Below are 12,744 nucleotides of genomic sequence, written 5' to 3'. Positions count from 1 at the left end.
CAAACGGGCCGCGCCGGGGGAGGGGGCGTCGGTGCGATGAGTGGGCGTGATTCGTTATCCTTATCCTTTTCTCTATTCCGGTCTGGGCGATCGCGATAACAACGGAGCGGTGTTTAGGCCGTGGGCTGTGGGGCTTTGAGGTGGCGGAAGTCGCCGTCGCGGGCGGTGATGCCGTCGGCGTCGAGGCGTTCGAGGGCGGGCATCATGATCTTGCGGGTGGTGCCGGCGGCGGTTTTTAAGTCGGCGGCACGGGCCGGGCCCTGGGCTTCGATAAATGCAACGACAGCTTGTTTGATCTGTGCGTAGCCTGCGGTGGAGATGACGCATTTGTCGTCCAGTTCGATCACGTTGCCCTGACGGATGAGGAAGCTGAGAGCTTTGATCTCGTTAGGGGCTGTTGCGAGCTCCTTTTTGGTCGGTGGGTTGATCGGATCGGTGTCGAGTTGCTGGAGGATTTTCTCCGCGATCGGTTGGATAGCGGGCGGGAGCTGCGGCGTGTAGCCGGCGCGGTGGACGTTGACGCCGGTGCGTTCGATGCCGGCAGTCGAGAGGTGGCGCAGGAGGCTGTGGAAGATGCGGTCGTCACCGGCGGCGCGTCCGAGCGCTTTCTGAAGTTTGAGCACCGGGATGCCTGGGAGTTCCGGTTTGGCTTCGTGGAATGCATCTACTTCCGCCTCGGCTTTTGCGGCGACTTTCTGCCACCATTGTTGGTCGACGATGCCGTTCGGGGTACGCAGGGCGATTCCATTTGACTCCAATGCGTCGATGGCGGCATTGAGTTCGGCATCCGAGCGGTCCGTGTAATCGAGAACCGAGGGGTCGCTGATGATCTTGTCGTGGTGGACCAGTGTTTCGACGAGTGTTTCGGCGGTGACTCCGTGGTCGTCCCGGTTTTCGACGCGCTGGGCGAGGAAATGCTGGTATTCCTCCTTGTGGAACCATCTGCGGTTGCCAAATGGGTGGAGCACCTCACCGCCTGCGATGGTGTGTTGTTGGCTGCCGTCGCGGACGAGGAAGCGGTCACCGGCGAATGCATGGATTGGTTCGTTGAACCGGAGCTGGGCGATGGCCGATTGACCGGGTTCGATCTGACGTTGCACAGAAACGTCGAGAACGAGCCGAGCGCGGTGGAGCGAGCCGGCGTGGTGGATGTGAACGTGGCCGAGGTGCCCCAATTTCACCTCGCGGTCGGATGCGGAGATGTGGTGGCGGGCCGTGCGGGAGATGACGACATCCAGTGTGTCCGTCGTGGTGGCAAAGCGCGGTGTGGTGAGGGTTTGTCCGCGGGCTGCGCCCCGCTTTCCAACCGAGGATGCGAGAGCGATGTCCGAGAGGTTGATGGCAGTGCGCATTGATGCCTCGGCCGCTGGGACACTTGCGTTGTGGTTTTGGATACCCCGGATGCTGCCTTCCGTGCCGGCTGGGGTAAGAATGACAGGATCGCCAACTGAGAGAGTACCGCGCGTCAGCGTGCCGGTGACTACCGTGCCGACGCCGGTGGGTGAGAATGCGCGGTCGATGGGCAGGCGGGGCTTTCCGGTGTCGCGAGGGAGCGGAGCGGACTCAATCATCCGGACCAACTCGTCGCGCAACGTGGCGATCCCTGCGCCCGTGGTGCTGCTGACCGGAATGATGGGAGATTCGGCGAAGTGACTGTCTTGCAAGTCATCGCGCAGCATCTCGACGGCGAATTCAGGGTCCTCCGAGAGGTCGGCCTTGGTGAGCGCGATCACGGCGCGGCGCACGCCGAGGTATTCGAGAATCTGGAGGTGTTCTTCCGACTGAGGCATCCATCCGTCATCAGCAGCGACCACGAGTAGCACGCCGTCAATGGCCGCCGCGCCTGCGACCATGTTTTTGATGAAGTCGGCGTGGCCTGGGACGTCGACGATACCGACTTCGATTTGATCGCCTGCCGAGTCATCGAGAGTGAGGTGCGCGAACCCGAGCTCGATCGTCATGCCGCGGCGTTTTTCTTCGGGCAGGCGGTCGGGATCGACATTGGTGAGGGCGCGAACCAGGCTGGATTTGCCGTGGTCGATGTGGCCTGCGGTTCCGAGGATGAAGCGACGGGACATGGAGTGGGGGATTGGGAGCAAATGGGGAGCGAGTTATCCGAGTGCGACTTCGCCGTTACGGAGTGCGGCGACGAGTTTCTCGACTGCGCGGCCGCGGTGGCTGATGGCGTTTTTCTCATCGGCGGTGTATTCGGCGAGCGTGCGGGTGTCGCCTTCCGGAATGAAGACAGGGTCGTAGCCGAAGCCGGCGTCGCCGGCTTCTTCGAAGCCGATGGTGCCCTCCAGAGCGCCGGACCAGGTGCCGAGTGTCTGGCCATTTTTGGTCAAGGCGAGAACGCAGCGGAAACGTGCGGTGCGTGGAGCGGGGGCGTCTTTGAGTTCGCTCAGGAGTTTTTCGCGGTTGGTGGCGTCGGTTGCGTTGTCTCCCGAGTAGCGGGCCGAGTAGATTCCTGGGGCGCCGTCGAGGGCATCGACCTCCAACCCAGAGTCATCGGCTAGAGTGATGCCGCCGGTGATCTTGGAAATGGATGCTGACTTGAGGAGTGAGTTTTCGTCGAAGGTGGTACCGGTTTCGTCGATCTCTGGAAGGTTTTCGAAATCGGGGTCGGTGAGGTCCACGACTTCAGCGAATGGCGCCAACATTTCGGCGAATTCTTCGGTCTTGTGGGCGTTGCGGGTGGCGATCAACAGAGTGGGAAGTAACAAGTCGGACATGAGTTGTAATAAAAATTGACGGTGTTTAAGGTCTGGAAACGATTCGAAAATAGGGCTATCAGTGACCGGTAATGATCAGAGTATTCAAACGGAACCGGATGATGGCAAGCGCATGCTTGGCACTGATGTGCGCATTGGTCGCCGGTTTCATGACTCCTTCGGCACAGGCTATGGACGGCTGGCGTCAGAAGGTGGAGCTCGCGCAATTGGTCGCCAAGCGCAAGGACAAGCTGATTGTGTACGCCTTTATCGGGCATGGGTGGAATGAGCCGAGCGATGCTTTTGTGCGTGACGTGTTGACCAAGTGGGAATTTTTCCGTGCTACCTATGATTCGTTTGTATTGGTAGAGTTGCCGGTTGCGGTGAACCCGAAGGATATCGACGAGACCACTCAGAAGTTGATGAAGAAGTACAAAGTCATCAACGTGCCTGTTTTGGTGGTCACGACCCCGGAGGGCAAGAAGGTGGCCGAGATGGAATATCAACTCGCTCCTTTGAGCCGATACATCCGCAAGATCGAGCAGATCGAGCGCCGCTACGCGTCCAAGGGCGAAGAATAGAATCCGCTGCCGACGCGAGATCCGTCGTTGATGCGGATGGTGCTTGCAGCGTCCGTATTGTCAGCTAAGTAACTGGAATCCATGAGCAAGCCCGTTGTCGCCAGTTATTGCACTACTTTCCTGAAGCCCGAGATGCTTCATATCTACCGTCAGGTCAGCGGGCTCGATCGGTACGATACTTTTGTCATCTGCAAAGAGCGCCGCAGCGAAGACCGCTTTCCATTCGACGATGTCGAGGTGAAGCCCAAGGTGCGCAGTAACTTTTTGCGCCGCTTTTGGCTGAAGTACATCAAGAAAGAGCCGCCAATCGTCTATCGCGGTGAGTACGGTGTAATGGAGAAAATACTCACCCGTCGTCACGCGGATTTGATGCACGTTTATTTCGGTCATACCGGGGTGCATTTGTTGCCGATCATCCAGCGCAGCCCGTTGCCGGTGGTGGTTTCATTCCATGGAATGGATGTGCAGCCGCGTCACGACCAGCCGGGGTACATCGAGCGGTTGCAGGAATTGCTGCAATCGGTGCCGTTGTTGATGGCGCGTTCGTTTTCCCTGCGCGACCGTTTGATTGAGTTGGGTGCGCCGGAAGACCGGATCAGGATCAACCGGACGGGGATTCCGATGGATGTGTTCCCAGCGGTGAAGCGTGAGTATCCAGAGGACGGTGCGTGGAAGTTCATCCAGGCCTGCCGATTGGTGGAGAAGAAGGGCTTGCCGGTAGCGCTCAAGGCGTTCTCTGAATTTGTCAAAGACCACCCGAAGGCAACGTTTACGATTGCCGGTGAGGGACCGATGGAAGAGGAAGTCCGCGGCATTGTCGACAAGCTGGGCTTGGCGGATAAGGTGATTTTCGCAGGGTTCTTGTCGCCTTCGGAATTGAACGCGTTGTATGCGGAGTCGCATGTGTTTATGCATCCGAGTCAGATCACTGCGGACAAGAACCAGGAAGGTGTGCCAAATGCGATGCTCGAGGGCATGGCGACCGGACTGCCGGTGCTGGCAACCTATCACGGAGGGATTCCAGAAGCGGTGGACCACGAGTCGACCGGGCTTTTGGTAGAAGAGCGCGACGATGTGGGCCTGCTTGAGCAGGTGCGCCGTCTGACCAGCGATCGCGAATTGTGGCAGCGCATGGGTGAACAGGCTGCGGTTTCGGTGCGCGAACGCTTTGAGCAGAAGCGTCAAATTGCGGCACTGGAAGCAATTTACGATGAAGCCGTAGCGCTTGGGCCGATGAACCTGGGAGGTCGGAAGTAATGGCGGCGAAGGTTGATCCGGCCTCTGAGGCGGATGAGCGTCCGGTAGTGGTGTCGGCTTGTGGTACATTCCTCAAGCCGGAGATGCAGAGTGTCTACCGTCAGATCGACAATTTACAGCGTTACCGCACGGTGGTTTTCACCGAGCAGCATCAGAACGCGGAGATGTTTCCCGTGGATGCACTCGAAGTGATGACCAAGCAGGTGCGCCCACGGTTGAAGGGGAACTTCCTCCTGCGCTTCTGGTATAAGCATGTGATCAAGCAGTGGCCGCCGCCGCGCCCGATCAACCGCGAGGTGAAGCCGTACTATCCGTATGATATGCCGGATTTATTGGCGAAACATGACCCTGCGTTGGTGCATGTTTACTACGGGCACAAGGCGGTGAAGTACCACGAGATGCTGCACGCGTGGGGTGGTCCGTGGATTGTTTCGTTCCACGGTGTGGACGTGGTGAAGTTTTTCGACCAGGAGGGCTATGCCGACAAGATGAAGGCGGTTTTCCGCGATGCCCAGCTGGTGTTGGCTCGCAGCCGATCGTTGCTCGACAAGCTCGAGGAGCTCGGGTGCCCGCGGGAGAAGCTGCGTTTGAACAACACGCCGATCCCATTTGATGACTCGCAGACATTTGTGCGCGAGGCTCCCGAAGACGGTCAGTGGCGGATTGTCCAGGCGTCGCGATTGATTCCCAAGAAGGGGCTTTTCACTACGCTTGAGGCGTTGAAGGTCATGGTCACTGAGTGGCCACGCTTGAAGTTTGTGCTGTGCGGCGATGGTCCGTCACGTGAAGCCTTTGAGGCAGCGGTTGCCGAGGCAGGGCTGCAGGAAAATGTGGAGTTGCTCGGCTGGTTGAACCAGGAGCAGTTGCGCGATGAATTCCGCCGTGGGCATGTGTTTTGGCATCCGAGTGAGCTCACCGAGACCGAGGACCAGGAAGGGGTGCCGAATGCGATGCTGGAAGCGATGGCTGCCGGGCTGCCGGTGGTGGCGACTTTGCATGGCGGGATCCCGGAAGCGGTGACCGACGGTAAGGATGGTTTGTTGGTGCCTGAGAAGTCACCTGGTGAACTGGCTGCGGCCGGAATGCGTGTGCTGGGTGATCCTGCGTTGCTTGCCGACTTGTCCCGCGGCGCTGCGGAGTCCGTACGAAAGAACTTCGGGCTCGAGTCGCAGGTGGCGGTGCTCGAGGATTGCTACGACGAGGCGGTGCAGCTGGCGCGGCCTGTGGAAGGGTAGTTGCAGGATCAACCGTCTCTCAGTGTAAACCGTCCCTGCGGGACGCCTTATGCGTGCGCTCCTATCCGGAGGTTGAAACCTCCGGCTAACCGGTAAGCTGTCGCTTCGCGACGACTTGGAGAGGACTCTTGGCGACCGAAGTCTTTGTTACTGGGGTGATCTCCGCCGGGCGCGCCGAGGAGATCATTGAAATGTGACTACTGGAATGGCACTAACTTAGCCCCATCGTCGTCAATCCCGCCCTGCAAGGGAGACGCAAACCAGCCCAGGGTGACGGGAGCCACAGGCGACCACACCCTGGGTTAATCGACGCCCCGATCCGGCCAAGCGTTCGATTCAGCCAAACCGCTGCGCCCGCTCGCAGGCCGCTCACGATACGACGAGATGCCCTAAGTTAGTGCCATTCGTGATTACTGTTCCAGCTGGCGGCTGGGGCTGCCGAAGATGTGGGCGAGTTCGAGTAGCAGGCGTTCGCCTGGGTTGAGGTCCTTGCGTTGTTGCAGCACGTCGCGGGCGAGTGCTGGCTTGTCGGTGATTAATCCGTCGGCGCCGCGCGAGGTGAGTGACGACATTGAAATTGGGTCGTTGACGGTCCAGACGAAGACGTCGATACCCGCGCGGTGGGCGCGTTCAATCAGCGGCTTGGTTGCGGCGCGTGCGTTGAGGCCGAGGAAGTCGACGTCGAGACGGGTGAGATCGCCGACTGCGACGGACGAGAGAAGCCCGATTTTCCAATCCGGGCGCAATTGGCGAACTTTCTCGATGCCCGGGCGTTGGAGGGACATAATCATGACTTGGTCGACCATCTGCAGGTCTTCGACGATGTTGATCACTCGTTGCTCTAGCATTTCATCGTGACCGTAATATTTGAGTTCGATAAGAACGCCGGCGCGGTTGCGACAGGCTTCCAGAGCTTGGCGAAGGGTGGGGGTGGTCTCGCTTGCAAATTCAGGGGCGAACCACGAGCCGATTTCGATTTGGTCCAGATCGGACGATTGGGCGTCCCATATGTTCAGAGCGGTGCGCCCGACGCGCTTGAAGTCGCTGTCGTGGAAGAGTACGATCTCGCCGTCGGCGGTCTCCTGGACGTCGATTTCCACCCAATGAGCGCCATCCTCAAGTGCTTGGTAGATGGCCGCCATTGTATTCTCCGGGGCGGTGGCGGATGCGCCGCGGTGGGCGATGATCAGAGTCTCGTCGCGCATCTGGATTTGACCGAGCCATCGGTAGGTGAGGGCGCCGGAGAAGAGCAAAACCAATGCGGCTAAAGCGAGGAGTGACTTTTCGCCGAGTGGGACGTGAGGTTTGGCTTCGGGCTTTGGGCTGTCGGTGGTGGGGAGGTCCAGGCCTGCGGCTGCGAACATTCGCACGTTGCGGTAGGCGAGGAGAGACAGAGTTGCGAAGCCGGTTAGAAACGACAAGGTCGTGGTGAGGACTAATGCCGACCCTAGGGCGAGTGACAATGCCGGCAGGTGATCGCGAAGGTGTGGGATCAGCCAGCGAGCGCCAAAGGTGAGTGGGCTGTTGAGAAGTGAGATGAGAATGGGGGTGCCGAAGATCCAGAGCCCGAGCCACATTGCGATGGCTTTGCGCTGCCCTTTGGTCGTCTCTTCGCTGTGGGCTTTGGCTTGTTTGGATGACTCGTGGCGGAAGAGCACCAGCGGCAGCGCATAAAACCAAGAGACCGTGATTTGAATCAACACGACACCAAGTGCGATGAGTAACAAGGTGGCAATAATGACCGCAGTGATGAACTCCGGCGGCTGCTCGGCGAGGTAGTAGTTGATGTCGTTGTGGCGCAGCAAACCCCAGTAGGTGGCTCCAATGCCGGCGATGAATGGAAGTGCGGCGGCGAGGCAACGCAGGATGAGGCGCAGCGCGAGTTTGACCAGAGCGGGGGCGGTGCCTCGGATTCTGGCGGCGGTTGCCATGAGGGTGGCGGGTTCACCCCGATGCAAGGCCCAGGCCGTGGTCATTAGCGCCGCGTAGTCCAGGATCGCGATGGTCAGAGCGATGGATGTGATCGCTAGAGCGGCGATGGCGCCTGCCGGGTTGAGCAGGAACGATGCGATCTCCGTGTCGCTAAGCGCGGCGCGGCCGGAGAGGGAGACCAAGGTGCGGACGGTGGCCGCGGTGATCGGGGTGAACAGCAATGCCGAGAGCAGCAGGACCGCGATATGCACTGTGAGCATCGGGCGCCATGCGCCGCGCTTGGTGAGAAACTCCCAAGCATCGGTTAGCTGCGCTTTGATCTGGCCCATCTCTTGGTTATAGGCGACTTGGCTTCCGGCTAAAAGGTTTTGATTTGGGCGGGTGAAAACAAAACCACCCGCGCCACAAGATGCAGCGCGGGTGGAAAATGGTGGCTGGGTATTAGGTATTCGGGACTAGGGATTGGTGGGAGAAGTGTCGCTCTGGTGAGCGAGGTTGTTTGGATTCTCCGCGCACCAGCGCGCTGATCATCCCCAAGCCCTGATACCTAATTCCAAATAACCGGGCACTACATCGTCATGCCGCCATCGACAGCGATGGTCTGGCCGGTGATGTAGCGTGCTTCGTCGCTGGCGAGGAAGCGCACGGTGTTGGCGATGTCCTCGGTTTGGCCGAACGAGGCGAGAGGGATGCCGGATTTGATCTGGTTCTGCATGTCCTCGGTGAGTTCATCGGTCATGTCGGTGACGATGAAGCCTGGGCAGATGGTGTTGGCGGTGACGCCGCGGGATGCGAACTCACGGGCGAGGGATTTGTTCATACCGATGAGGCCGGCCTTCGATGCGGCGTAGTTGGTCTGGCCGGCGTTGCCCATGAGGCCGATGACCGACGAGATGTTGATGATACGGCCGGCCTTCGAGCGCAGGATCTGCTTGGAGAATGCTTTGACGGTGTTGAATGCGCCCTTGAGGTTGACGTCGAGCACGGTGTCCCAGTCGTCTTCCTTCATGCGCAGGAAGAGACCATCGCGGGTGATGCCTGCGTTGTTGACGATGATGTCGATGCCACCGAAGTCGGCGAGGATCTGCTTGCCGGCTTCCTGAGTGGCTGCGAAGTCAGCGACGTCTACTGCATAGGGCTTGGCTGCGCCCGGGAACTCGGCGTTGATGGCATCTGCCACTTTGGCGGAGTTGGCTTCGGTACGGCTTACCACGGCGACTTTGGCGCCAGCGGCTGCGAGGGTGCGGGCGATGGTTTCACCGATGCCACGTCCGGCACCGGTAACGACTGCGATACGGTCTTTCAAACACTGCATGCGCGCACCGTAGGTGAGGTCTTAGGGGAACGCAAGATTGACGGATCAAGGAATCGGCACAGCGAAAAGCAGGCGGATTCCGGCGTGGTGGGTGGGGATTTGCACCCTGCGTTCAGGAATCGGGGCAAATGCAACCTTTCTTAACCATCTGTCGGTTGACGGGGTGCGTGAGGCGTCTACCTTGGCTTTATCCTACGGGCGGCTAATTAATAAATCCATCGCCCGCGGAAATCCTTCGGAGAAGGCATCCGGAGTACCTTAACATCCACAGATCATGGCTAAAATCGCTATTAACGGATTCGGACGGATCGGACGCAACGTGCTTCGCGCGATGTCCGACGAGCAACTCAAGAACGTCGTTGCTATCAACGACCTGACCGATAACAAGACACTTGCACACCTGCTCAAGTACGACTCGACCCAGGGTAAGTTTGACGGCGAAGTCAGCTACGACGACGAGTTCATCATCGTCAATGGTCACAAGATCGCAGCTCTTGCCGAGCGCGACCCAGCTGCTCTTCCATGGGGTGAGCTCGGCGTGGACGTGGTGCTCGAGTCGACCGGTTTCTTCTGCAGCCGTGAAGGTTCGCAGAAGCACATCGACGCTGGTGCCAAGAAGGTTCTCATTTCCGCTCCTGCTACCGACCCAGACCTTACCATCTGCATCGGTATCAACGAAGAGCTCTACGATCCGGCACAGCACAACATCGTGTCGAACGCATCCTGCACCACCAACTGCTTGGCACCTCTCGTCAAAGTCCTCAACGACAAGTGGGGCATCGAGAAGGGCTTCATGAGCACCATCCACAGCTACACCGGTGACCAGCGTCTCCTCGACGCTCCTCACGGCGACCTCCGCCGCGCACGCTCGGCTGCTGTGAACATCGTTCCATCGTCGACCGGTGCTGCACGTGCAATCGGCCTCGTCATCCCAGAGATGAAGGGCAAGCTCAACGGTGGCGCCTACCGCGTTCCAACCCCAACCGGTTCCCTTACCGACTTCGTTGCCATCCTCAAGACCGAAGCATCGGTTGAGGAAATCAACGCAGCATTCAAGGAAGCTTCCGAAGGCCGCATGAAGGGTGTGCTCGAGTACTCCGAGGATCCACTCGTGCTCCAGGACATCGTCAGCAACCCACACTCGTCGGTGTTCGACGCAGGTTGCACCATGACCCTCGAAGGTAACTTCGTGAAGGTTTGCTCGTGGTACGACAACGAGTGGGGCTACTCGAACCGTGCAGTGGACGCTCTCGAGCTCCTCAGCAAAGGTCTCTAATCCGAGTTGACCTAACTTTTGCCGGGCGTGGCTGCGACGAACATTCCGTTGTTCTCCCGCGCCACGCCCGGTTTTTTTAGGCCTATCGCGAGTCATGGATGAGCACTTGCCGATGGGCTTTTTTTGAATCTTGAGCACATCCCATGGCGGTCGCCGCGCGTAGCGGGCTCGACTTGCCGAACGATTTTCCGAAGAGGTGGCTGGTTCGGATGACAGCACTTCTTCTTATTGACCGACTCCCATCCGCATCACCGCAATCTATCATCATGGCTAAGCTGAATGTTCAAGACCTCGACGTTGCTGGTAAGCGCGTCCTCGTTCGCGTCGATTTCAATGTTCCTCTCAAGGAGCAGGAAGACGGAACCCGAGTGATCACCGACACCACCCGCATCGAAGGTGCCCTTCCAACCATCAAGCACCTGATCGACGGTGGTGCCAAAGTGATCCTTATGTCGCACCTCGGTCGTCCGAAGGGCGAGCGCGTGGCGAAGTACTCGCTGGCTCCGGTTGCTGCCAAGCTCGGTGAGTTCCTTGGTAAGGACGTGACCTTCGCTGATGATTGCGTGGGTGAGTCCGTGGAAGCTGCTGCCGCTGGTCTGGCTGCGGGCGATGTGCTTTTGCTCGAGAACCTGCGTTTCCACAGCGAGGAAGAGAAGAACGATGCGGATTTCTCCGCTGCTCTTGCCAAGTTGGCTGACGTGTACGTCAACGATGCATTCGGTACCGCGCACCGCGCCCACGCATCGACCGCTGGTGTGGCATCGTACGTCGATCAGGCGGCTGCCGGTTACCTGCTTCAGCGCGAGCTCAAGTACCTCAAGGACGAGCTTGAGTCGGCTGAGCGTCCATTCGTGGTGATCATGGGTGGTAAGAAAGTTTCCGATAAGATCGAAGTGATCACCGCGCTCCTTGAGAAGGCGGATGCGTTCATCATCGGTGGCGCAATGACCTACACCTTCCGCAAGGCGCAGGGCTACGAAATCGGTAAGAGCTTGGTCGAAGACGACAAGCTGGACCTCGCCCGCGACATTCTCGCCAAGGCCGAAGCCAAGGGCGTGGCATTCCACCTCCCTGCGGATACCCGCATGACCCAGGAGTTCAAAGAAGGCGCCGAGACCCGCGTGACCGAAGGTCCAGCGATCGACCCTGAGTGGGAAGGTATCGACATCGGCGACAAAGCGATCGAAGACTTTACCAAGGTGCTTCTCGACGCCAAGACCATCGTTTGGAACGGACCAATGGGTGTGTTCGAGATCGATGCGTTTGCCAAGGGAACCAAGGCGGTGGCAGAGGCCGTGGCCAAGTCCGACGCAGTGAGCATCATCGGTGGTGGTGACTCGGTGACCGCCGTGAACAAGTTCGGTCTTGCCGACGAAGTGACCTTCATCTCGACCGGTGGCGGTGCGTCCCTCGAGTTGCTCGAAGGAAAAGAGCTGCCAGGTGTGGCTGCTTTGACCGATGCCTAATTCTAAAATGGCCCGGCGGATGGAGGGGGACCTTCATTCGCCGGGTTGTTTGCGCCGCTGGCTTGCTTTTCCTGCCAATTGCAGCTAGCCGTCCGGTGGCGAATTTTCAATTCTCTCCAAGCGTTTAATTACTCAATGAAACCATCACATCGTAAACCGATCATCGCCGCGAACTGGAAGATGCACATGACACCTGCTGAGTCGGGTGAGTTCCTGCGTCCGTTCCTGCGCAACTTTACCCGCGAGCTTCCAGTGGAAGCCGTGATCTGCCCGCCATTCGTGACCATCCCTGCGGTGGCAGAAGGTCTCAGCGCAACCAATGGCGTGTCGCTCGGTGCCCAGAACATGTCGTCGGAGCCAGCTGGTGCGTTCACCGGTGAAATCAGCGCCAAGATGCTCAAGGAGCTTTCGGTGGAATACGTGATCATCGGCCACAGCGAGCGCCGCTCGATCTACGGTGAGACCGACGAAATCATCAACAAGAAGCTGCTTACCGCTTTGGAAGTGCGCTTCAAGCCAATCTTCTGCGTCGGTGAAACCCTCGAAGAGCGCGACGGTGGTCAACTCGAAGAGGTGCTTAAGCGTCAGATCGTCAAAGGTCTCGACAGCATCGGTCCACGTCGTGCAACCGACGTCGTGATCGCTTACGAGCCGGTTTGGGCGATCGGAACCGGTCGTACCGCCAGCGCTGCCCAGGCGCAGGAGGCACACGCATTCATCCGCAGCGTGCTCACCGAACTCTACGGTGAAGACACCGCTCAGAAGATCCGCATCCAGTACGGCGGTAGTGTCAAAGGCGGCAACGCAGCCGAGCTGCTCTCGCAGCCGGACATCGACGGTGCACTCGTCGGTGGTGCCAGCCTTGAGCCAGCATCGTTCTACGAGATCATCCGCAACGTGGTTGAGGTGATCGAGAACAATGGCTAATCCTATCGGATTCCAGACTTCAAAGGAACGCGGGACGGCAGGCT

The 12,744-nt window shown here is 59.0% G+C and carries 10 protein-coding genes; 6 read left to right on the top strand and 4 right to left on the bottom strand.

The annotated features are described in order from the left end of the window. Positions 1-113 precede the first annotated feature (113 nt). The gene (selB, locus tag G3M56_RS10760; protein ID WP_164362081.1) at positions 114-2,078 is read right to left on the bottom strand and encodes a selenocysteine-specific translation elongation factor; all 1,965 of its coding nucleotides are present in this window, start codon (positions 2,076-2,078) and stop codon (positions 114-116) included. A gap of 33 nt (positions 2,079-2,111) precedes the next feature. After that, complete coding sequence (gene rdgB / locus G3M56_RS10755; RefSeq protein ID WP_164362083.1) at positions 2,112-2,732, bottom strand: RdgB/HAM1 family non-canonical purine NTP pyrophosphatase; 621 nt, start codon at positions 2,730-2,732, stop codon at positions 2,112-2,114. Positions 2,733-2,881: 149 nt separating this feature from the next. Here rdgB and G3M56_RS10750 point away from each other — a divergent pair, with 149 nt between their 5' ends. From G3M56_RS10750 to G3M56_RS10740, 3 genes are all read left to right on the top strand, one after another. Beyond that, complete coding sequence (locus G3M56_RS10750; RefSeq protein ID WP_235203395.1) at positions 2,882-3,292, top strand: hypothetical protein; 411 nt, start codon at positions 2,882-2,884, stop codon at positions 3,290-3,292. Between the two features lie 81 nt (positions 3,293-3,373). Then, on the top strand, positions 3,374-4,549 hold the full coding sequence (locus G3M56_RS10745; protein WP_164362088.1) for a glycosyltransferase: 1,176 nt from the start codon (positions 3,374-3,376) through the stop codon (positions 4,547-4,549). After that, a complete protein-coding gene (locus G3M56_RS10740; protein ID WP_164362090.1) occupies positions 4,549-5,784 on the top strand; it encodes a glycosyltransferase in 1,236 nt (411 codons plus the stop codon). The genes G3M56_RS10745 and G3M56_RS10740 overlap by 1 nt, the downstream gene beginning before the upstream one ends. 410 nt (positions 5,785-6,194) lie before the next feature. Here G3M56_RS10740 and G3M56_RS10735 read toward each other — a convergent pair whose 3' ends face one another. Continuing rightward, positions 6,195-8,045: a glycerophosphodiester phosphodiesterase family protein gene (locus tag G3M56_RS10735; protein ID WP_164362092.1), complete on the bottom strand. Its 1,851-nt coding sequence runs from the start codon at positions 8,043-8,045 to the stop codon at positions 6,195-6,197. A 239-nt stretch (positions 8,046-8,284) separates the two neighbouring features. Then, positions 8,285-9,031, bottom strand: coding sequence for a 3-oxoacyl-[acyl-carrier-protein] reductase (gene fabG / locus G3M56_RS10730; protein WP_164362094.1), 747 nt, complete (start codon positions 9,029-9,031; stop codon positions 8,285-8,287). Positions 9,032-9,302: 271 nt separating this feature from the next. On the opposite strand from fabG, the gene gap reads away from it, so the two are divergent. From gap to tpiA, 3 genes are all read left to right on the top strand, one after another. After that, positions 9,303-10,307: a type I glyceraldehyde-3-phosphate dehydrogenase gene (gap, locus tag G3M56_RS10725; RefSeq protein ID WP_164362622.1), complete on the top strand. Its 1,005-nt coding sequence runs from the start codon at positions 9,303-9,305 to the stop codon at positions 10,305-10,307. Positions 10,308-10,573: 266 nt separating this feature from the next. Further along, a complete protein-coding gene (locus G3M56_RS10720) occupies positions 10,574-11,773 on the top strand; it encodes a phosphoglycerate kinase (RefSeq protein WP_164362096.1) in 1,200 nt (399 codons plus the stop codon). Between the two features lie 135 nt (positions 11,774-11,908). Continuing rightward, positions 11,909-12,700, top strand: a complete 792-nt coding sequence (gene tpiA, locus G3M56_RS10715) for a triose-phosphate isomerase (RefSeq protein WP_164362098.1) — start codon at positions 11,909-11,911, stop codon at positions 12,698-12,700. Positions 12,701-12,744 lie beyond the last annotated feature (44 nt).

The sequence above is a fragment of the Sulfuriroseicoccus oceanibius genome (genome assembly GCF_010681825.2).
GTDB lineage: Bacteria > Verrucomicrobiota > Verrucomicrobiia > Verrucomicrobiales > SLCJ01 > Sulfuriroseicoccus > Sulfuriroseicoccus oceanibius.
This window is presented reverse-complemented; position numbering and strand designations above follow the sequence as displayed.

Coding starts and splice junctions, on each gene's coding strand:
- selB (WP_164362081.1), bottom strand. CDS start 2,078: ATGTCCCGTCGCTTCATCCTCGGAACCGCAGGCCACATCGACCACGGC.
- rdgB (WP_164362083.1), bottom strand. CDS start 2,732: ATGTCCGACTTGTTACTTCCCACTCTGTTGATCGCCACCCGCAACGCC.
- G3M56_RS10750 (WP_235203395.1), top strand. CDS start 2,882: ATGACTCCTTCGGCACAGGCTATGGACGGCTGGCGTCAGAAGGTGGAG.
- G3M56_RS10745 (WP_164362088.1), top strand. CDS start 3,374: ATGAGCAAGCCCGTTGTCGCCAGTTATTGCACTACTTTCCTGAAGCCC.
- G3M56_RS10740 (WP_164362090.1), top strand. CDS start 4,549: ATGGCGGCGAAGGTTGATCCGGCCTCTGAGGCGGATGAGCGTCCGGTA.
- G3M56_RS10735 (WP_164362092.1), bottom strand. CDS start 8,045: ATGGGCCAGATCAAAGCGCAGCTAACCGATGCTTGGGAGTTTCTCACC.
- fabG (WP_164362094.1), bottom strand. CDS start 9,031: ATGCAGTGTTTGAAAGACCGTATCGCAGTCGTTACCGGTGCCGGACGT.
- G3M56_RS10720 (WP_164362096.1), top strand. CDS start 10,574: ATGGCTAAGCTGAATGTTCAAGACCTCGACGTTGCTGGTAAGCGCGTC.
- tpiA (WP_164362098.1), top strand. CDS start 11,909: ATGAAACCATCACATCGTAAACCGATCATCGCCGCGAACTGGAAGATG.